The 20,706-nt window shown below is 65.2% G+C and carries 16 protein-coding genes; 5 read left to right on the top strand and 11 right to left on the bottom strand.

Annotation, left to right across the window (positions count from 1 at the left end; all coding sequences use genetic code 11):
- Nucleotides 1-192 precede the first annotated feature (192 nt).
- Nucleotides 193-2,166, bottom strand: coding sequence for an AMP-binding protein (locus tag L979_RS03710; protein WP_047689380.1), 1,974 nt, complete (start codon nucleotides 2,164-2,166; stop codon nucleotides 193-195).
- A gap of 230 nt (nucleotides 2,167-2,396) precedes the next feature.
- Between L979_RS03710 and L979_RS03715 the strand changes: the two genes are divergently transcribed.
- From L979_RS03715 to L979_RS03730, 4 genes are read left to right on the top strand one after another with little or no spacing between them, the layout of a single operon-like run.
- A complete protein-coding gene (locus L979_RS03715; RefSeq protein ID WP_047689383.1) occupies nucleotides 2,397-3,107 on the top strand; it encodes a GntR family transcriptional regulator in 711 nt (236 codons plus the stop codon).
- Nucleotides 3,108-3,147: 40 nt separating this feature from the next.
- Entirely contained in the window at nucleotides 3,148-4,668 is a 1,521-nt protein-coding gene (locus tag L979_RS03720; protein WP_047689386.1) for an MmgE/PrpD family protein, read from the top strand.
- Nucleotides 4,668-5,576, top strand: a complete 909-nt coding sequence (gene prpB, locus L979_RS03725; protein ID WP_047689388.1) for a methylisocitrate lyase — start codon at nucleotides 4,668-4,670, stop codon at nucleotides 5,574-5,576. Before L979_RS03720 ends, prpB begins: the two co-directional genes overlap by 1 nt.
- Nucleotides 5,573-6,715, top strand: a complete 1,143-nt coding sequence (locus tag L979_RS03730; protein WP_047689391.1) for a bifunctional 2-methylcitrate synthase/citrate synthase — start codon at nucleotides 5,573-5,575, stop codon at nucleotides 6,713-6,715. The genes prpB and L979_RS03730 overlap by 4 nt, the downstream gene beginning before the upstream one ends.
- Nucleotides 6,716-6,876: 161 nt before the next feature.
- On the opposite strand, the gene L979_RS14345 is transcribed toward L979_RS03730, so the two are convergent.
- The 10 genes from L979_RS14345 to L979_RS14940 form a co-directional block, all read right to left on the bottom strand.
- Complete coding sequence (locus L979_RS14345) at nucleotides 6,877-7,764, bottom strand: hypothetical protein (protein ID WP_052209442.1); 888 nt, start codon at nucleotides 7,762-7,764, stop codon at nucleotides 6,877-6,879.
- A gap of 330 nt (nucleotides 7,765-8,094) precedes the next feature.
- Complete coding sequence (locus L979_RS03740) at nucleotides 8,095-9,084, bottom strand: site-specific tyrosine recombinase XerD (protein WP_047689411.1); 990 nt, start codon at nucleotides 9,082-9,084, stop codon at nucleotides 8,095-8,097.
- 143 nt (nucleotides 9,085-9,227) lie between these two features.
- Nucleotides 9,228-9,929, bottom strand: a complete 702-nt coding sequence (locus L979_RS03745; protein WP_047689394.1) for an NUDIX domain-containing protein — start codon at nucleotides 9,927-9,929, stop codon at nucleotides 9,228-9,230.
- Nucleotides 9,930-9,932: 3 nt separating this feature from the next.
- Entirely contained in the window at nucleotides 9,933-11,684 is a 1,752-nt protein-coding gene (locus tag L979_RS03750) for a CTP synthase (protein ID WP_047689396.1), read from the bottom strand.
- Between the two features lie 112 nt (nucleotides 11,685-11,796).
- Complete coding sequence (gene recN, locus L979_RS03755) at nucleotides 11,797-13,518, bottom strand: DNA repair protein RecN (RefSeq protein WP_047689398.1); 1,722 nt, start codon at nucleotides 13,516-13,518, stop codon at nucleotides 11,797-11,799.
- Nucleotides 13,515-14,702 (bottom strand): NAD kinase, encoded by a 1,188-nt coding sequence (locus L979_RS03760; RefSeq protein ID WP_081993722.1) that lies wholly within the window; start codon nucleotides 14,700-14,702, stop codon nucleotides 13,515-13,517. Before L979_RS03760 ends, recN begins: the two co-directional genes overlap by 4 nt.
- Before the next feature lie 37 nt (nucleotides 14,703-14,739).
- A complete protein-coding gene (locus L979_RS03765) occupies nucleotides 14,740-15,492 on the bottom strand; it encodes a TlyA family RNA methyltransferase (RefSeq protein WP_047689416.1) in 753 nt (250 codons plus the stop codon).
- Nucleotides 15,485-15,667, bottom strand: coding sequence for a hypothetical protein (locus L979_RS03770; protein WP_156125370.1), 183 nt, complete (start codon nucleotides 15,665-15,667; stop codon nucleotides 15,485-15,487). Before L979_RS03770 ends, L979_RS03765 begins: the two co-directional genes overlap by 8 nt.
- Nucleotides 15,664-16,698, bottom strand: a complete 1,035-nt coding sequence (locus L979_RS03775; RefSeq protein WP_047689404.1) for an HAD-IIA family hydrolase — start codon at nucleotides 16,696-16,698, stop codon at nucleotides 15,664-15,666. Before L979_RS03775 ends, L979_RS03770 begins: the two co-directional genes overlap by 4 nt.
- Nucleotides 16,688-18,790, bottom strand: coding sequence for a hypothetical protein (locus tag L979_RS14940; protein WP_197052065.1), 2,103 nt, complete (start codon nucleotides 18,788-18,790; stop codon nucleotides 16,688-16,690). The genes L979_RS03775 and L979_RS14940 overlap by 11 nt, the downstream gene beginning before the upstream one ends.
- A 261-nt stretch (nucleotides 18,791-19,051) precedes the next feature.
- On the opposite strand from L979_RS14940, the gene L979_RS03790 reads away from it, so the two are divergent.
- On the top strand, nucleotides 19,052-20,263 hold the full coding sequence (locus L979_RS03790) for a dicarboxylate/amino acid:cation symporter (protein WP_047689406.1): 1,212 nt from the start codon (nucleotides 19,052-19,054) through the stop codon (nucleotides 20,261-20,263).
- The last annotated feature ends 443 nt before the right edge of the window (nucleotides 20,264-20,706 follow it).

Here is a 20,706-nt window from a genome sequence, read left to right on the forward strand (position 1 = left end):
TCAGGGGCGATCAAACGGCCTACTCGGCGGAAAAGGTGGGGGGCCACCGTCCGATGCGGGAGTGGACGGTGGCCCGAATGTGTCCGGGGGTCACGTGCAGCGTGGGCAGGAGCAACGGAGCAAAACTCCCGCCCCACACTGCACGTGATCCTGTCAGAACGGCGGTTGAAGCCTTGACGGCCCGGCCGGGTTTTAGTTCTGCGGACGCAAGACGCTGGAGATGGCCTCCAGCACGGCCGGGTCCTCGATGGTTGAAGGCACCGGAGCTTCAACGCCGTCGGCGATCTGGCGCATGGTCTTGCGAAGGATCTTGCCGGAGCGGGTCTTGGGGAGGGCGTCCACCACAGCGATGTGCTTGAGGTCAGCCACCGCCCCGATCTGGTTACGCACCATGGCAACGAGTTCCTGGGTCACACGGTCCTCGTCAGTTTCAATACCGGCTTTGAGCACCACGTAACCGGAGGGTCGCTGTCCCTTGAGGTCATCAGCCACACCGATCACGGCGCACTCTGCCACCTTGGGGTGGGAGGAAAGCACCTGTTCCATGTGGCCGGTGGACAGACGGTGCCCGGAGACGTTGATGACGTCATCGGTGCGGCCCATCACGTAGACGTAACCGTCCTGATCCATCAGCCCGGAGTCCCCCGTGGCGTAATAGCCGTCAAAGGCGGTGAGGTAGGAGTCGATGAAGCGTTGGTCGTTGCCCCACAACGTGGCCAGCGTGCCTGGCGGCAGCGGGAGCTTCACGGCAATGTTGCCTTCCTCGCCGCGTGCCACGGGATCGCCCAGCGGGTCCAGGATCTCCACCTGGTAACCCGGGATGGGCACCGTGGGGGAACCGGACTTCAGTTCCAAGGCCTCCAGGCCCATGGGGTTACCGGCAATGGCCCACCCGGTTTCGGTCTGCCACCAGTGGTCAACCACGGGCACACCCAGCACCTGCCCGGCCCAGCTCCAGGTCTCCGGGTCCAGTCGCTCACCGGCAACGTAGAGGGCACGCAGGCTGGAGATGTCGTAGTCCTTGACCAGTTCACCCTCCGGGTCCTGACGACGGATGGCGCGCAGCGCGGTGGGTGCGGTGAAGAACGAACGCACCTTGTGATCCTGGATCAACCGCCAGAACGCACCGGCATCCGGGGTCCCCACGGGCTTGCCTTCATAGATCACCGTGGTGGCACCGGCAATCAGCGGCCCGTAGACGATGTAGGAGTGGCCCACCACCCACCCGACGTCGGAGGCGGTGGCCATGACCTCGCCCGGGGCCACGTTGTAGATGTTCTCCATGGACCACGCCAGAGCTGTGGCGTGGCCACCGTTGTCCCGGACCACACCCTTGGGGGTGCCGGTGGTGCCAGAGGTGTAGAGCACGTACAGGGGGTCAGTGGCAGCCACCGGAACACAGTCGGCGGGATCGCTGTCAGCCACCGCCTCCGCCCAGGACTTCCAGTTCACCCCCATGCTGCCCTGCTCAGCTGCTGCCTGCATTTCAGCAACGGTGTGCTCAAAACCGTCACGCTCGTGCACCAGGACCGTGCCCGGAGTGTGGCCGGCCATCCCAATTGCGTCAGCCACTGCGGGCAGGTACTCAATGCGCCGCTTGGGCTCCACACCACCGGAAGCCGTCACGACGACGGTCGGTTGGCAATCATCAATGCGCACCGCCAACTCCTTGGGTGCAAATCCGCCGAACACCACCGAGTGGACGGCACCCAAGCGGGCGATGGCCAGCATGGCAATGGCGGCCTGCGGGATCATGGGCAGGTAGATCAGCACACGATCCCCCTTGCCCACACCAGCGGCTGCCAGGGCCCCGGCGAACCCGGCAACCTGCTCCTGCAGCTGCGCATAGGTGATGCTCTCTTGCAGCCCCAGCACGGCGGAGTCGTAAATGATGGCCGTGCGGTCCCCGTTGCCGGCCTCCACATGACGGTCCACCGCGTTGTGGCAGGTGTTCAGCACGCCGTCCGGGAACCAGCGGTAGACGGGGGCCCTGGAGTCATCCAGGGCACGAGTGGGCTTGGTCTCCCAGTCGATGCGCTCGGTGGCCTCCAGCCAGAAGCCTTCCGGATCCTCCACGCTGCGGGTGTATGCCGCGACGTAGGTGCCGTTGCCCGGCAGGGAGCCGGTGCCCGAGGACTGGTTGGAGTGGTCGTCATGGTGGCTCATGGCGGATCCTTTCGCGCTTCATGCGGGCGGTGCGCCCGTTGGGAGTCGTTGGCGGATGGCATCAGCCAACAGTTGTCTCGCTCACCGGTCACAGTAGTGATCTCAGTCACCCAACGCCAGAGCTGTGTATACATTTTCCGAAGTTTTTCTGCCTTTTTATCGGTTGTTGCTGCGCAAGCAGCCATCTGTGTATACATTTGGGGCACGTCCCGAATGAGAGGAGGAGCACTGTGCGAGCCAGCCAGCGTGTGTACGAACAACTGCGGGCCGAGATCATCGACGGCGACCTCCCTCCCGGCCAGGTCCTGGCGGAAGTGGAGCAGTCCCAACGGTTCGGCATCTCCCGCACCCCGGTCCGTGAGGCCATCGGCCGGCTTGCCGCAGAAGGATTGGCCGAGCAGCAAGGTGGCCGCGGTGTGGTGGTCTCGGAAGTCACCGTGGATGACATCACTCCCCTGTTCGAGGTCCGCGAGGCCCTGGACATCCAAGCCGCCCGCCTGGCCGCGCTGCGCGGCAACCCGGCTGAGTTCACGGCATTGGCCGATCAGCTGGAGTCGGTGGCAAAAGACTTTGACACCGGACCGGTTCATCACGACTCCTCGGCGGCCTACTACGACCTGGTGGAGCAGATGGACCGTGCCATCGATTCCGCTGCCGCCAACCCCTGGTTGGATGCCGCCTCCTCCACGGTGCGCATGCAGCTGGCCCGTGTTCGCCGCCTGGCCGCCCACGATCCCTCCCGTTTGGCAGCCGCCGCACGGGAACACGCTCAGATCGCCCGCGCCGTCTCCACGGGCTCAGCCCAGTTGGCAGAAGCCGCCGTCCGGTTGCACCTGAGCAATGCCCTGAAATCCGCCTTGGCCAAGGCCCCGCCACATCCCCCTGCGCCAGAACAAGCAGATGCGGATCAGGTGGCCGCGGCGTCGGCGTCGTCGTCGTGACTGAAGCACCCCAGACCCGAAGTACATGAGAGGAAACCCCATGACCGTCAATCACTCCGTGCGTGTTCACCCGTCCTCGGACAACCTGGCCAAGGAAGACCAGCTGGCGTGGAAGGTGGCTGAGGTTGCCGCCGACCCCGTTGAGGTCAGCTCCGAGGTCACCGAGATGGTCATCAACCGCGTGCTGGACAACGCCTCCGTGGCCATCGCCTCCCTGAACCGCGGGCCGATCATCTCCGCCCGCGACCAGGCCCTGGCCCACCAGCCGGGCCCCGGCGGAACCGGCGCCGGAGTGTTCGGTGTGGATGCCGCCCAGACCAAGGTCTCCCCCGAGTGGGCTGCCTGGGCCAACGGCGTGGCCGTGCGCGAACTGGACTACCACGACACCTTCCTGGCCGCCGAGTACTCCCACCCCGGTGACAACATTCCGCCCATCCTGGCCGTGGCCCAGCACGTGGGCTCCAACGGCCGGGACCTGGTGCGCGGTCTGGCCACCGGGTATGAAATCCAGGTGGACCTGGTCAAGGCCATCTGCCTGCACAAGCACAAGATTGACCACGTGGCCCACCTGGGTCCCTCTGCCGCAGCCGGAATCGGTACGCTGCTCGGCCTGGACACCACCACGATCTTCCACGCGATCGGTCAGGCGCTGCACACCACCACCGCCACCCGCCAGTCCCGCAAGGGTGAGATCTCCACGTGGAAGGCCCACGCCCCGGCGTTCGCCGGCAAGATGGCAGTGGAGGCCGTGGACCGTGCCATGCGCGGGCAGACCTCCCCCACCCCCATCTGGGAGGGTGAGGACGGCGTGATCGCATGGCTGCTGGATGGCAAGGATGCTGCATACGAGGTCCCGCTACCCGCCCCCGGTGAGACCAAGCGCGCCATCCTGGACTCTTACACCAAGGAGCACTCCGCCGAGTACCAGGCTCAGGCCTGGATCGATCTGGCCCGCAAGCTGCACGCCGAGCACCCGGAGATCGCGGATCCGTCCAACGTGGAGCGCATTGTGCTGCACACCTCCCACCACACCCACTACGTGATCGGCTCCGGGGCCAACGATCCCCAGAAGTACGACCCCAAGGCCACCCGCGAGACCCTGGATCACTCGATCCCCTACATCTTCACGGTGGCTCTGCAGGACGGTTCCTGGCACCACGTGGACTCCTACGCACCCGAACGTGCCGGCCGGGCAGACACCGTGGAGCTGTGGCACAAGATCACCACGGAAGAGGATGCCGAGTGGACCCGCCGGTACCACTCCCTGGACATCTCCGAGAAGGCCTTTGGTGGCCGCGCGGAGATCGTGCTCAAGGACGGCACCAGCATCGTGGACCAGATCGCCGTGGCCGACGCCCACCCGCTGGGTGCCCGCCCGTTCGCCCGCGAGCAGTACCTGACCAAGCTGCGCACCCTGGCCGAGGGTCTGGTGGCCGACACCGAGCTCGAGCGCTTCATCCAGGCTGCCGAGTCTCTGCCGGAGCTGGGCGCCGGTGACCTGGACGCGTTGAACATCACCGCTTCCGTGAAGTTGGAATCCGGAACCAAGGGGATTTTCTGATGTTGTATTCACACGTCACCGCTGAAGCCAAGCGGGTGACGTTCCGCGAACTGCTGGCAGAAGACCGCTGCGTCCAGTTCCCTGGCACCTTCACTCCTCTGGCCACCAAGGTCATCCAGGACAAGGGGTTCGACGGCGTCTACATCTCCGGCGGCGTGCTGGCCAACGAGTTGGGTCTTCCCGACGTCGGGTTGACCACGCTGACGGAAGTGGCCCAGCGCGGTGCGCAGATCGCTCGCTCCACGGACCTGCCCACGTTGATTGATGCTGACACCGGCTTCGGTGAGCCCATGAACGTGGCACGAACCATCCAGGAGTTGGAGAACGCCGGGGTCTCCGGATGCCACATCGAGGACCAGTTCAATCCCAAGCGCTGCGGTCACCTGGACGGCAAGTCCGTGGTGGATCTGGAGATCGCCGTCAAGCGCATCCAGGCTGCTGCCCAGGCACGCCGTGATCCCAACTTTGTGATCATGGCCCGCACGGACATCCGCGCCATTGAGCCCCTGGAGGTCGCCATTGAGCGGGCTCAGGCCTTGGTGCAAGCCGGAGCGGACGTGATTTTCCCGGAGGCGCTGAAGGACATTGACGAGTTCGAGGCCGTTGCCTCGGCCGTCTCCGTTCCGGTGCTGGCCAACATGACCGAGTTCGGCAAGTCCGAGTTGTTCACCGTGGAGCAGTTGCACAACGCAGGGGTCTCCATGGTGATCTACCCGGTTTCGGCTCAGAGGGCGGCCATGGGCGCCGTCGAACGTCTTTTGGACACCATCAAGGCCGATGGCACCCAGCAAGCCGCGGTGTCCGAGATGCAAACCCGCACCCGCCTGTATCAGACCGTTGACTACGACGGTTACAGCGCATTCGACAGCAACGTCTTCAACTTCGAGGTTCCCGGAGGGCGATCATGAGCCAGAACACTGAGATCAAGAAGGGCCTGGCCGGTGTGGTGGCCGATGTCACCGCGGTGTCCAAGGTCAACCCGGAGTCCAACTCCCTGTTGTATCGCGGCTACCCGGTGCAGGAGTTGGCGGCCAACTGCTCGTTCGAACAGGTGGCTCTGCTGCTGTGGAACGGCGAGCTTCCCTCGGATGAGGAGCTGGCGGAGTTCACCACCTTTGAGCGTGCCAACCGCGCATTGACGCCCGAGCTCAAGGCCGTGATCGATGCCCTGCCCAAGGACTGTCACCCCATGGACGTGTGCCGTACCGCCGCCTCGGTCCTGGGTGCACAGCACCCCAAGGCGGAGGACGAGTCCCCGGAAGCCGAGCTGGAGAAGGCCAAGTCCCTGTTCGCCGCCATGCCCGCCGTGGTCTGCTATGACCAACGACGCCGCCACGGCCAGGAGCCCATCGAGCCCCGCGAGGACTTGGACTACTCGGCCAACTTCCTGTGGATGGCATTCGGTGAGGAAGCCGCGCCGGAGGTGGTGGAGGCCTTCAACGTCTCCATGATTCTCTACGCTGAGCACTCCTTCAACGCCTCCACCTTCACGGCCCGCGTGGTGACCTCCACGTTGTCCGACCTCCACTCGGCCGTTACCGCTGCCATCGGTGCCCTCAAGGGACCGCTGCACGGTGGCGCCAACGAGGCCGTCATGCACACGTTCGAGGAACTGGGCATCAAGAAGGAAGAGTCCGCCGAGGAGGCCGAGGCCCGCGCCAAGGCCTGGATGGACGACGCCTTGGCCCAGAAGAAGAAGGTCATGGGCTTTGGCCACCGCGTTTACAAGAACGGCGACTCCCGGGTGCCCACCATGCAGGACGCCCTGTTCCGCATGCTCGAGCACTACGACCGCCCCGAGCTGCTTGGCCTCTACAACGGGTTGGCCAAGTCCATGGATGAGGCCAAGAGCATCAAACCCAACCTGGACTACCCCGCCGGCCCCACCTACTGGCTCATGGGATTCGACATCCCCACGTTCACCCCGATCTTTGTGTGCGCCCGCATCACCGGCTGGACCGCGCACATCATCGAACAGCGTGCGGCGAACTCCCTGATCCGCCCGCTCTCGGCCTACAACGGCTCCGACGAGCGCCACATGGGCTGAGTCCAGCCCCTCACCCGGGTTGACCGACGACTGCGGTGCCGCCCTCCTTGAACTGCTTCGCTTGACGTTCGAGGGAGGGCGGCACCGTCGTCATCCGGGATGGTTCCCGTGTTTGTCAGGGAAATGACCATCTGCGGACGCTGGTAGCGGTTGTTTCCCTGTCAAACGCGCGGGAGGAACTGCTCGAGCCACTGGTACAGGCTGTGCACGCGGGTGGGTAGCTTGAGGTCGTTGAGCAGCACGTTGCGCATCTGCCAGCCATCCTCACCCAGCTGGTTGAACCGGTGCATCTCCTCCGAGTACCCGGCGTTGAGGTAGTGCCCACGCCCGTTGTACTCCAACCCCACTTTGTACGTGGGCCACGCCAGATCGATGTACGCCTTGGACCCGTCAGGCAACATCACGCCGTAGTTCATGACCGGCGGCGGGAATCCGAAGTGGACCACCAGCAGCCGAAGCACCGTCTCCATGGGCGACCACGTCCGGTCCGCAGCGTGCTTGAGGCTCCGGCGCATGGCCGGGGTTCCTCGAGTCCCTGCCGGTAAGTCATCAAGGTGAGTTTCCAGCTCGGCGACCGTCATGGGCCGCCGAAGATCCATGGCATCCCCGTATGCCAGCACAAAGTCCACCGCAGCCACCCCGCGCCATCCGGGAAGCAACGGCTGCAGAGCCAGCAGGGTCTCCACAGCCGACGTCACCTGCGCGCCCCACAATCCAGTCACGTCCTCCAGCCCCAGACCACGGTGCATCACGTGGCCAAGAGCCGTCTGACTGGAGCGTCCCGATCGCAGGGACAGGTGCGGCCGGAGGTCCTGACGGGGCGATCGGATCGGCTCACCCAGGAGATCATGAACCCATGCCATCCCCGGTGACAAAGGGAAACCCCACAGGACCCCCGCGCTCAGGTGTGACACCCGAGCATCAGGCCCCAACTCCGGTTGCAGCAACGCGGCTTTCTCCCAATGTTCCAACTCGAGAGCAAGGTTGGCGTCCGGCCACCTGGCCCAGTACCCGCGGGCGATCTGACGCATGCAGGGGTCAGCGTCCATGGAGCGTGGGCGACGCCCCCAGTCACCTGTGGACCGCACTTCCGGCCGGTGACTGCGTGCTCGGGTCCTGGGCGGTGGCTTCATGCTTTCGAACCTAAGCGCCCGCGCACCCTGGATTTGAGTTGTCCACAGGGTTATTTCCTGACGGTGGTGATTCGCTCACCTCGACGGCGGTGGGCGCCTCCCTTGAACTGCTTCGCTCGACGTTCTACGGGAGGCGCCCACCCCCGTCGTCCGGGATGCTTCGTGTGCTTGTCAGGGAAATAACCGCCTGTGGACGCTGGGAACGGTTGTTTCCCTGTCAAACGCGGATGCCGCCCGACCGCCCACTCAGCGAGCACGCGGGTGGGCGGTGGTCCAGACCTCGCGCAGGGAGTCAGCGGTGACCAACGTGTAGACCTGGGTGGTGGTCACCGACGCGTGCCCCAGCAGCTCTTGAACCACACGTAGGTCGGCACCGCCCTCCAACAGGTGGGTGGCAAACGAGTGTCGCAGCGTGTGCGGGGTGACCTCCACACCGTCCTTGGTCAGCCCGGAGCGCTCGGCAGCGGCCTTGATGGTGTTCCACGCGGTCTGGCGGCTGATCCGACCACCGCGTGCGTTCAGGAACACGGCCGGTGACGCCTTGCCTTTGGCCGAGAATTCGGGACGCCCCCGCACCAGCCAGGCATCCAGAGCAGCCACGGCGGGACGCCCCAAGGGGACCAGCCGCTGCTTGGATCCTTTGCCGAACAGGCGGATGAACGGCAACTCTCCCGATTCACCGGCCTGGGATCCGGAGGCCGCGCGGACCGCCGCGGAGAGATCATCCACATCCAACCCGATCGCCTCAGAGACACGGGCACCCGTGGAATACATGATCTCCAGCAGGGCCCGCTCCCGCAGCCCCGCAGCAGTGGACGGATCCGGTGCCTCCAGCAGCCGCGTCACGGCCTCCACCGAAATCGCCTTGGGCAACCGCATCCCGGGGGTGGGCGGAGGAACTTGGGCTGCGGGGTCGGTGGTCGTGATGGTTTCCAGAGCCCAGAACCGGTGGGCTCCTCGGACAGCGACGACGACGCGCGCCGCACTCCTTGCACTCAACCCTGCTCCGGGCGTATCACCGTCCACCGGACGCTGCACAAACCGTACGAAGGCGGACACATGCGCCGGAGTGACCATCTCTGGTGAGTCCACGGTGGGAGCGTGGGGCGGATCCGCCACGGCACGCAGGAACTCCACGTACCGAGTCAGGTCCCGCCGATAAGCCACCAGGGTGTTGGCGGCGAGGCCTCGCTCTACCACAAGATGCTGCAGGTAGCGCTCAACTGCACGGTCCAGTGGACCCAGGGCTGCCGCACCGGCGGCCCCGGAAGGTGGCGCAGCGGAGTCAGGACCTGTGCGGTCAGTACCTGTTGGGTCAGGACTTCTGGAGTCTCGACCTGAGGGGTCAGGACTTGTGGGGCCGACCTGCGACACGGCGCTCAGCGCTGGTCCGGCGGGACAATGGACCGTGCCACCACTGCGCCGGTGTTGCGCAGCTCGGGATGCGCCGGCCACGGTACGGACGGATCGCGCAAGGTGGACCATCCGGCCGCCCGGGCGGCGTGTGCAGCCAGCACCCCCACCACCAGGTTGGGGCTGCTGATGCGGCCATCCAGGACAGCTGCCACCACGTCGTCCAAGGCAACGCGCGCCCCGATGATCTCGGATTCTTCATCCGAACGATCGTGGCGCTTGTCCTCCGGGACCTCGGTCAGTCCGCGGGCCAGGAAAACCCGGATGGCCTCGGCCGAGGATCCTGGACTGTTGTGGAAGTCCGCCAGAACCCACAGCTCAGCCGCTTCCAGGTCGGCTTCTTCCGCCAGTTCCCGCCGTGCGGTGACCTCCGGGCGTTCGCCTTCCATGTCCAAGATCCCTGCCGGGATCTCCCACTGGGTCATCCCCACGGGGTGGCGGTACTGACGAATCAGATGGACACAGTCCTGATCATCCAAGGCCACCACGGTCACGGCCCCCGGATGCGTGATGAAGTCACGGGTCATCCGGGGCCCGCCGTCGCTGAGTTCAAACTCCTCTGACTGAACGTCCCAGATCCGCCCTGTGTAGACGATTTCCGAGCTCAGCACGTGCCGCGGGTCAACGGCATCGGCCAGATCGGCAGAACTCAGTTGCGTGAAGTCCATGGTTCAGTCCTGAGCGGGATCCTGGGTGCGGGCGGCCTGACGGTACAGGGCGGCGCTGACCAGCCCGCGGAACAGCGGGTGGGAACGCGTGGGCCGGGACAGGTACTCCGGGTGCGCCTGGGTGGAGACGTAGTACGGGTGGACCTCAGCAGGCAGCTCCACGAACTCCACCAGGTTGCCATCCGGCGAGGTGCCGCCGAACACCAGGCCGGCTTCCTCCAGCTGCTGCCGGTAGGAGTTGTTGACCTCGTAACGGTGACGGTGACGTTCCTGGACCTCTGTGGCACCGTAGGCACCAGCCACCACGGAGCCCTCCTTGAGTGCTGCCGGGTAGAGGCCCAACCGCATGGTGCCGCCCAGATCCCCAGCACCTTCCACAAAGGCCTTTTGCTCTTCCATGGTGGCGATCACCGGGGTGGAGGTTTCGGGATCGAACTCGGTGGACGAGGCCTCCGGTAGACCTGCCATGTTGCGGGCGTATTCCATGACCATGCACTGCAATCCCAGGCACAGACCCAGTGTGGGCAGGCCCGTGGTCCGGGCAAACTTCAGGGCACCCAGCTTGCCTTCCAGACCACGGATGCCGAAACCACCGGGCACACAGATGGCGTCCACGTCCCCGAGTTCGCGGGCCGCACCTTCCGGGGTCTCGCACAGATCAGAGGCCACCCACTTGATCTTCACCCGGGTGTTGTTGTCAAAACCACCGGCACGCAGAGCCTCGGAAACGGACAGGTAAGCATCCGGGAGATCGATGTACTTGCCCACCAGGCCAACCGTCACGTGGTGTGCAGGCTCGTGCACGGCGGAGAGCAGACGATCCCACTGCTGGAAATCCGCCTCCCCGTAACCAATGCCGAACCAGTCCAGGATGTAGGAGTCCAGGTTCTGGGAGTGCAGGGTCTTGGGGATGTTGTAGATCGAGGGAGCATCGGCACAGGAGATCACTGCATCCACATCGACGTCGCAGGAGTCACCCACCTTCTTGCGCATGCCTTCCGGGACTTCCCGGTCACAACGCAGCACCAGGGCATCCGGCTGGATGCCCAGGTTGCGCAGGGCAGCCACCGAGTGCTGGGTGGGCTTGGTTTTGAGCTCACCGGACGGGCCGATGAACGGGATCAGGGAGACGTGCAGGTAGAACACGTTCTTGCGCCCGATGTCCCGGCGGACCTGCCGGGCGGCCTCGATGAACGGCTGGGATTCGATGTCACCCACGGTGCCACCGATCTCCGTGATGATGATGTCCGGGGCCTCTTCACCTTCCGGCGGGTGGTCGGCGTGCCAGCGCATCCGGGCCTTGAGCTCATCCGTGATGTGCGGGATCACCTGAACGGTCTGGCCCAGGTACTCGCCACGGCGTTCCTTGGCGATCACCGTGGAGTACACCTGTCCGGTGGTCACGTTGGAGGAGGCATCCAGGTTTTCGTCCAGGAACCGTTCGTAGTGCCCAATGTCCAGGTCGGTCTCGGCGCCGTCGTCGGTGACAAAAACTTCACCGTGCTGGAAGGGGTTCATAGTGCCGGGATCCACGTTGAGGTAGGGATCCAACTTCTGCATGGTGACCTTCAGGCCACGGGCCTTGAGGATCATGCCGAGTGAGGATGCCGTCAGTCCCTTGCCCAGGGACGAGGCAACACCTCCCGTGACAAAGATCTGGCGGGTGACCTTTGCGGGGGCTGAGGTCTCGGTCTGCGTCTGGCCTGCCGTCGAGGCGGCGTCGTTTGCGTTCACCACGGAATTCGAGCCTATCACTGGAGGGGTTCGGACATGAGGGGAATTTCGGTTTCAGGCCTGTGATGCCGGTAGCACTGAGCTCTTCGGGGCCAGAGCCCTGCTTGTTCGGACTGACCACACTGCTTTTGGCCTACACCACTGCAGCATCCAGAAGTTCGCGGGCGTGATCGCGGGCCGCCTGGGAGTCCTCGTGGCCGGCCAACATTCGCGCCAGCTCCACCACTCGTTCGTCCCGATCCAGGACCCGGACATCGGACACGGTGGAGTCAGAGCTCTTGGAGACCAGGATGTGTTGATCCGCAAAAGCCGCCACCTGGGGCAGGTGGGTGACCACCAGCACCTGGACGTGCTGTGCCAGCATTTTCAATCTCCGCCCGATCTCCACGGCGGCCTTGCCACCCACACCGGAGTCAACCTCGTCAAACACGAACGTGGGCACCGGATCCACGGCGGCCAGAACCACTTCCAGCGCCAGCATGAGGCGGGAGAGCTCACCGCCGGATGCCCCCTTGTCCAGCGGACGCGGTGTGGCCTCAGCATGGGGACGCAGCAGGAACTCCACACGATCCCGGCCGTGTCGACCAAAGTTCTCTGTGGGAGTCACACTGACCACCAGCGCGGCATTGGGCATGGCAAGAGCGGCCAGTTCGGCCCGGACAACTTCACTGAGTTCAGCTGCTGCTGCCAGGCGTTTGTCCGTCAGTGCCAGGGACTGCGCCTCCAGTTCGGTGGCCAACTCGCCCCGACGCGCTGCCAACTCCTCTTCACGCTGCGGATCCTCCACCAACGTTCCCAGGCGGGTGCGCGCCGTGTCCGCGAACTCCAAGACCTCGGTGATGTCAGCCCCGTAGGTCCGGGTCAGGGAACGCAGGGCCGCCCGCCGGGACTCCACCTGGGCCAACCGCGCCGGGCCGTCCTCATCCAAACCGGAGGCGTAGCCGGAGAGGTCAGCGGAGACGTCATTGACCAGCACCGCCAGTTCCCGCACACGCTTGGCCAGGTCCTCCAGTTCCGGGTCCGCATCCGATTCCTGGTCCAGTGCCTGCTGGGCTGCGGCAATCAGAACGACGGCGGACGGTGCATCCGGATCGAGATCTCCCCCGTTGAGTGCTGCCTGGGCCGTGGTGGCCGCTGAGCGCAGTGCTTCCAGGTGGGTGAGTTTTTGGGACTCGGCATCCAGCTCAGTGTCTTCACCGGGCTGCGGGTCCACAGTGTCGATTTCTTCCAGCGCCATCTGCAGGCTCTGGGCTTCCAGGGCACGTTCCCGCACCTTGTCCCGGATCTCTGTCAGTTGGGAGGACACCTCCTGGTAGTCCTCCAACGTCTGCCGGTAAGCGGCCAACAGCTGCGGGAAGTCATCGGCTGCGTGCACCGTGGCATAGGTGTCCAGGGCGTGACGCTGCGCTGCCGCGGACGTCAACCGAAGCTGATCGGACTGGCCGTGAACGGCAACCAGGGTCTCCCCCAATTCCCCCAGACGCGCCACGGGTGCGCTGCGGCCACCCACGTGGGCCCGCGAGCGCCCACCGGCAGCCACGGTGCGGCTCAGCTGCAGCGTGGCAGTCTGCGGTGCGGCATCGGCGTCACGGTCCACATCTCCGCCGGCATCCTCCACCAGTGCCACTGCACGGTGATCGGAAGCAACGGTGACCACGGCCTCGGCCAAGGCTTTCTCCGCCCCGGTGCGCACGGCTCCGGCGTCGGTGCGCCTGCCCAACAACATGCCCAGTGCCGTGACCACCATGGTCTTGCCGGCACCGGTCTCACCGGAAAGGATGCTCAGCCCGGGTCCCAAGGGCAGGACGGCATCGGTGATGACACCCAGATCCCGGATGTGGATCTCTTCGATCACAAGCCATCACCTCCACCGGCGGCAGAGCTGCTTGGCCTGGAACTGGTTGCCGGGGAGTTGTCCCAGGCAGAGTCATCCGCCGAGTGGCCACCGGTCGCGGGACCGCCTTGGCGGTCGGCGTCGTCGTAAAGGTCCGGAGTGATTTCCCGGCCCACAGGGATGCGCTGACCCTCCACTGTGGGCTGGTTGTAGGTGGGCTGCACGATCGGCAGCGCGGTGGTGGGTGGGCCTGAGTCCACCACCTGCCCGCGTGGACCGCGCCATCCCACCGTGGGCAGCTCGAACTTGCGCACCAGGCGCTCGGAGAACGGGGTCAAATGCATTCGGGCCAGGGAGACCGGACGCGGGGAACGGGTGACCTCAATCCGGGAGCCGGGTGGCAGGTCAACGGTCCGGCGGCCGTCACACCACAGCACGCCGCGGGCATCGGTGCGGGTCAGCACCTCCACGGCCATCATGGAGGTGGGTGCCACCACCATGGGGCGGGAGAACAACGCGTGGGCGGAGAGCGGAACCATCAACAACGCCTCCACCTCCGGCCACACCACGGGGCCACCGGCTGAAAACGCATAAGCGGTGGAACCCGTGGGGGTGGCCAGGATGACGCCGTCACAACCAAAACTGGAAATGGGGCGGCGGTCGATCTCAGTGACCACCTCCAGCATTTTCTCCCGGTCACCCTTTTCAATGGAGGCCTCATTCAGGGCCCATGTGTGTAGGACCTTCTTGCCCTCCTGCCAGACCGCCACGTCCAGGGCCATGCGGTCCTCAACCGTGTAGCGTCCACCCACCACGGCCTCCACGGTCTCACCCAGCCCGGCACGCTCGGATTCCGCCAGGAACCCCACGTGCCCCAGATTCACCCCCAGCAGCGGAACGTCCACGTCCCGGATCAGTTCAGCGGCACGCAGGATGGAGCCGTCCCCACCCAGGACCATGACCAGTTCCAGGTCCTTGAGTTCACAGTCCGCGGGCAGCAGGTCCACCGGCGGCATGGACTGACCGTTGGTGGCATCTGCCAGTGCCCGGCGGTCCTCCTCCGTGAGCACGGGACGCAAACCGGCCTCGTGCAGCTGTTGGACGGTTTGCTCCGCAGCCAGTCTTGCCTCGGCACGCCCCATGTGGGCCAGCACCAGCACACGGCGGATGGTTGCCGCGTGCTCGCCGGACGTGTCATCAGTCATGGGCTCCAGCCTACGTGTTCCCTGTGACAACACAGCCTCAACCGGCCTGAGGACGGCTCAGCCAGAGGAAGAATTCGTGATTGCCGTCCTGGCCTGGCAAGGGAGAACGCGCCCGGTCACGGTCAACCAGACCTGCGGCCCGGGCGGCAGCCACCACTCCCTCAACGGCCTCCTGCCGTTGGTCCTCACTGGTCACCACCCCGGTGCGGCCCAAACGCTCAGGTCCCACCTCGAACTGCGGTTTGACCATCAGAATCAGATCCCCACCGGGCTGCGTGGCCTGCGTCAGGGGTTCCACCACCAGCTTCAGAGAAATGAAGGACAGATCGCACACCGTCAGGGCTGCCGGCCCACCAATCAGCGCCGGGTCCATGTAACGAACGTTCACGCCTTCAAAAACCTGCACCCGGGGGTCTGCACGCAGGATCTCCACCAGCTGCCCGTGGCCCACGTCCACGGCGGCCACTTGGCGCGCGCCCCGGCGCAGCAACACATCCGTGAACCCGCCTGTGGAGGCACCGGCATCCAAACACCGCTTGCCCTCCACGGAGATCTCCGCAAACGCTTCCAAGGCTCCAGCCAGTTTGTGCCCCGCACGGCTCACGTACTCCGGGCCGTCTGCCGGGCGCACCGTGATCGCCTGATCCGCAGTGATCTTCAACGCGCTTTTCACGGTCACGACGCCGCCCACCTCCACCCGCTCGTCAGCGATCCACTGCGCGGCTTGGGTGCGGGACCGGGCCAGGCCACGATCAACCAGAGCTCGGTCCAGCCGGAGGATATCACTCATCGCGGGCAGGTACGGCATTGACGGGGGCGTCCAACACAACGGTCAGCTCCTGGTGCGCGGCCTGGTAGGCGACAGCGTGGTCATGAACCGGGCGCTCCCCCAGCACTTGGAGTTCCTGCAGCACCTTGTCCGCCCCGGCGTGTCCGGTGGGGGTGAACTTCGGTGATCCGCTCACGCCGATTCCCACGTGATCTCAGGAACGTGCGCCGTGGTGACCTCCGGGTTCAAATCCCACCAGGCCGCCATGGCCGCCCGCCAGGCGTTGAGGTCATCACGGTCACCGTGCACGGTCAGGCCGCCGTCATGAGCCTGGGCCCACGCACCTTTGCAGCGCGCTTCAACAGGGGACGCGGCGTCGTCGTCGTGAGAATCGCCGGTCGCGGCAGTGACCAACTCAGCCTCGGTGAGAGGTTCAAAGAGTTCGGAGAGTTCATTGATCACGATCTGCGGACGTTCCGCCGTGACCGCGCCCAGAATGGACTCCAGGGTGTCCACGCCGGTGAGCACGGCAATGGTGGCAAACCCTGCGCGGTTGCCACCCAGGATGTCCGTGTCCAAGCGGTCGCCGATCACCACAGGGTTCTGAGCATTCACGCGCTGCGCCCCGGCCGTGAAGATCGGGGCCTCCGGCTTGCCCGCCACCAAAGGGTCGCGTTTGGTGGCCGAGCGGACTGCAGCCACCAACGTGCCGTTGCCCGGAGCGATGCCGCGGGCCTGCGGGATGGAGCCGTCCGTGTTGGTGGCCACCCACAACACCTCCGAGTCCGCCAACACAAAGGCAGCTTCGGCCAGATCCTTCCAGCCAAGCCCAGGATCAAAGCCCTGCACCACGGCCTGAGGCTGGTCCTCCTGCCCCCACACCGGCTCCAAACCGGCATCGCGCACGATCTGTGCCAGGGCCTGGGAACCTGTGATCATCACCTTGGCACCGGGATCCAGTTTGTTCTTCAGCACCACGGCGGCCGCCTGTGCGGAGCTGATCACCTGCTCGCCGGTGGTGGCAACCTCCAACTCACTCAGATGTTCAGCAACCTGCTCCACGGAACGCGACGCGTTGTTGGTCACGAACACCACCGGGATCCCCGCGGCTTTGACCGATTCCAGGGCCTCCGGTGCCCCAGGGATGGCATGCGGTCCGGCATAGACCACACCGTCCAGGTCGGAGAGCACCGCGTCAAAGCGGCCGATCAGCCGATCAGCGCTCACCGGGTTCTCCTTCATCACCGCGCTCCGCAGGCGCTGCTGCCTTTGCTTGAGCGTCAGGAGAATCGGCGGTTGCCTCAGCATCGGCCACGCCTGATTCAGCGGCCGGTTCGGCCTCCGGTTCCGTGTCCTCCTGTTCAGCTTCCGCTCCCAGTTCGTCCTCCGCAGCCGTGGTCGCTTCTGCGTCGGAGGGCGCGGCGGCGTCGTCGTTCAGGTAGGTGGATTCACCGTCAGGGGCGGATTCTGCATCCAATGCGATGCCTTCGGCGGGTTCGGGCTCCTCACCCACCAGGTCAAAGATCTCCGGCTCGCTGAACTGCCCCAGACCCAATGCAGCCTCGGCCACCACCGCCTGCCGGTCCCAAGCCGCAGCCTCACGCTCACGCCCCACTCCCCGCAGCGCCTCACCGTAGGCACGGAAGAGCCGAGGGCTGTAGCTGAAGCCACGGTTACGGTCCAACTGCGGGATCTCCAGTGCCTTCAGGGAGCCGTCCAAGTCCCCTTGGTCCCGGCGGATACCAGCGACGACGATCGCCAACTCCACCTTGGCGTTCTTGTCCAAGTTCTCCACGGCTTCCGATGTGGCCAGTTCCAGGGCCTTGTCCGCCTTGCCCAGAGCTCGCTCACAATCGACCATGAGCGGCAGATGTGAGTCGTCACCGGTCATCCGCCGGTAGGTGCGGAACTCCTTGAGAGCCTCGTGGTACTCCTCGTTCTCATAAGCAGCCACAGCCGCTGCTTCGCGGACAGCAGCCACACGGCCGGCACGGCTGACGGCGTAGCGGGCGTGCTCCAGCGCAAAGGCGGGATCGTCGTAGATGTAACGACCCACCATCACCAGGTGCTTGGACACGCCCTCCGCATTGGTGGCCTCCAAGGAACGGATCTGGTGCTGAGTCACCCGGTCCAGCTCGTCACCGGTGACATCCTCGTCCAGCTCGGGCGCCGGGATCCGGGGCTTGCGGTCGGCGTCGTCCCGGAAGCGGTCCTGGGTGCGGCGATCATCCCGCTGGCCATCCCGACGGTCACGGTTGAATCCGCCCTGGCGGTCATCACCCCGACGGCCCCCACGATCCTCCCCACGATCGTCCCGGCGGTCCTCCCACCGTCCATCCCGACGGCCGTCCCGGCCGTCGCGGTTGAATCCACCCTGGCGGTCGTCCGAACGACCACCACGGAAGCCACCCCGGCGATCGTCGCGCCGGTCATCACGGCGATCGTCGCGCCGGTCAGAACCACGGAAGTCACTGCGCTGGCCGTCGCGGCCCTCCGAGCCCCTAGCATCACGGCGATCGTAGCGGCGGTCATCGCGGCGTGAACCGCCCCGGTCGTCGCGTCGTGCAGCACCCCGGTCGTCACGGCGGTCACCGCGGTAGCCATCCCTGCTGTGGCTGTCACCGCGGCGATCATCGCGATTATAGGTGCGCTCACCGCGGTCGGCACCGTCGCGGTTCCCCTGGTCGCGGTCATCCCAGCTGCGCCGTTGGCCATCGCCCTGGAACCGGCGACCAAATCGTTCGATGCGCCGTTCATCCCGACGTCCACTTTCCCACCGGCTGCGTGAATCAGGACGTCCACTGTCCCGGCCGCCCTGGCGAGGCTGCCAGCGCTCACCACCTTCGCGGCGTGCGGGTGCATCCGACCGCTCGCCGCGGTAGCCGCCGCGATCATCACGGCGGTCATTGTTGCGATCGCCTCGGTTCTCACGCTGGTCCCGGTAGCCCCCACGGCGATCGTCACGCCGATCGGATGACCGTCCGTCTTGACCCCGGCGATCCTCCCGCCGGTTCTCCCAACCGCCACGGTTGTCCCGGGATCCACGGGAATCACCGCGCCCATCACGGTCATCCCGCCGGTGCCCCGAGCGGTCACCGCCAGAGAAGCCACGACCGCCGTCGTTGTTGCGCCGCGGTCCGCCCCGGCCCTCTGAACGCCCGCCGCGGGAACCGTACCCGCCGGACCCGGAATCGTGACCGTAGCCGCCACGCCCCGAGTCGCGGCCACCATCACGGCCATAGGATCCGCGGGCACCGCCCTGGCGGTCTCCATCGCGGCGATTGCGGTCCTGGGACCCCTGGGAACGGGAATCGGACATGTCTCTCCTCAACGCACCACCGGAGGTGGTGACTCAAAACCTCTATGTGCACAACGCATGTGTTCGCTCGGCCCAGGTCTGTCAGACCTGCCGGGCTCAATTCATTCGGGCCAGTCTACAAGCCCGCTCCAGACTGACCTGGGTCCAGAGCCATTGGATCCAGGACGTTCTGGGTGACCAGCACCGCTGGAGACAGGGATCACAGGGTTAACTCACGGCACCACTTTGGCGTATGAACGCCCAGGCACTCATGATCTATCCATGCTCAAACGCATCTTCACTCCTCTTCTGCCCCGGGTGATCGCAGGCATCATCCTGGGAGTCATCTGCGGCTTGTTCTTCCCCGAGGGACTTGCCCGTGTCTTCACCACCTTCAACGGGCTCTTCAGCAACTTCCTGGGCTTCATCATCCCGGTGCTGATCCTGGCCCTGGTGGCACCCGCCATTGCGGACCTGGGTCGCGGCGCCGGAAAGTGGCTGCTGATCACCGCAGGTATCGCCTACGCCTCCACCATCATTGCCGGGTTGCTTGCTTATGGCACGGCCACGGCGCTGTTCCCCACGCTCTTGGGCGAACGCAATCTGTCCTCATTTGCTGATCCTTCCGAGCACTTCCTGACCCCGTTCTTCGAAGTCGCCATGCCGGCACCCATGGACATCATGACGGCATTGCTCTTGGCCTTCTGCATTGGCGTGGGAATCACCCTCATCAAGGGCGACACCCTGCACCGAGGGCTGGAGGAACTGCGCAACATCATCATGAAGATCGTGATCTCCGTGATCATCCCGTTGCTGCCGATCTACATCTTTGGCGCGTTCCTGAGCCTGACCATGAACGGTCAGATCGGCACCGTGATCAACACCTTCATTCGAGTGGTCATCGTGGCCTTTGCGCTGACTGTCCTGTATCTGGTGCTGCAGTACTCGGTGGCAGGCGCCATTGCTGGGCGCAACCCATTCAAGCTGCTGCGCAACATGCTGCCGGCTTACTTCACCGCACTCGGCACGTCCTCCTCAGCAGCCACCATTCCCGTGACGCTGCAGTGCACCCTCAAGAACGGCGTCCGGGAGGACGTCGCCGGATTCACCGTCCCACTGTGCGCCACCATTCACCTGGCCGGCTCCACCTTGAAGATCGTGCTGTTCAGCGTTGCCGTCATGATGTTCATGGGCCGGGACATCGATCCCGGTACGTACATCGGCTTCATCTTCATGCTTGGCATCACCATGGTGGCAGCCCCTGGCGTCCCCGGTGGCGCCATCATGGCTGCGGTGGGCCTGCTGGGATCCATGCTCGGCTTTGACGACACCATGATCTCCATCATGATCGCCACCTACGTCGCCATCGATTCCTTTGGTACCGCGTGCAACGTGACCGGCGACGGCGCCATTGCCGTGGCCATCAACAAGTTCTTTGGCGACCGCGAACAGAAGCTCGAACCCGCCACGGAACCCGCTCCCGCCGCTTCCTGAGGGTCTTCCCCACCCACCAACGACGACGCCGCCGTGGTTCCCAGACTCCGGGAACCACGGCGGCGTTGTTGATCTCTGCTGAGCCGGGTTCACAGGACTCCATCCCCACCTCCACGTCCGCACCGCGGTGCCGGTACATGCGCGTGGAGTGGTCAGTCATGGTGGATCCGCATTCAGTGCTCAGATTCCTGATCTGTGCTGGCTCCCCGGGGTCACCACAATCATCGTCCAACCCACGCTGAGTGGTTGCTTGCCTGGTTGGTCTCTGTTCAGTGGTCAGTTTCCTGGCCCATACCCGTTCAGTTGTCAGTTTCCCGGCCCATCAACACTGATGGGCCAGGAAACTGACCACTCAACCAGCACACCCACAGGGCACAAGGCACAGGGGCACTCAACAACCCAGCACCAGCACACCCCACCACAAACCCCCACCCCCAAGGGGG

The sequence above is a fragment of the Kocuria sp. ZOR0020 genome, assembly GCF_000800955.1.
Taxonomy (GTDB): domain Bacteria; phylum Actinomycetota; class Actinomycetes; order Actinomycetales; family Micrococcaceae; genus Kocuria; species Kocuria subflava.

Bases quoted from the DNA above. Each gene is read 5' to 3' on its own strand.
- L979_RS03710 (WP_047689380.1), bottom strand. From the start codon at position 2,166: ATGAGCCACCATGACGACCACTCCAACCAGTCCTCGGGCACCGGCTCC.
- L979_RS03720 (WP_047689386.1), top strand. From the start codon at position 3,148: ATGACCGTCAATCACTCCGTGCGTGTTCACCCGTCCTCGGACAACCTG.
- prpB (WP_047689388.1), top strand. From the start codon at position 4,668: ATGTTGTATTCACACGTCACCGCTGAAGCCAAGCGGGTGACGTTCCGC.
- L979_RS03730 (WP_047689391.1), top strand. From the start codon at position 5,573: ATGAGCCAGAACACTGAGATCAAGAAGGGCCTGGCCGGTGTGGTGGCC.
- L979_RS14345 (WP_052209442.1), bottom strand. From the start codon at position 7,764: ATGGACGCTGACCCCTGCATGCGTCAGATCGCCCGCGGGTACTGGGCC.
- L979_RS03745 (WP_047689394.1), bottom strand. From the start codon at position 9,929: ATGGACTTCACGCAACTGAGTTCTGCCGATCTGGCCGATGCCGTTGAC.
- L979_RS03760 (WP_081993722.1), bottom strand. From the start codon at position 14,702: ATGACTGATGACACGTCCGGCGAGCACGCGGCAACCATCCGCCGTGTG.
- L979_RS03765 (WP_047689416.1), bottom strand. From the start codon at position 15,492: ATGAGTGATATCCTCCGGCTGGACCGAGCTCTGGTTGATCGTGGCCTG.
- L979_RS14940 (WP_197052065.1), bottom strand. From the start codon at position 18,790: ATGTCCGATTCCCGTTCCCAGGGGTCCCAGGACCGCAATCGCCGCGAT.
- L979_RS03790 (WP_047689406.1), top strand. From the start codon at position 19,052: ATGCTCAAACGCATCTTCACTCCTCTTCTGCCCCGGGTGATCGCAGGC.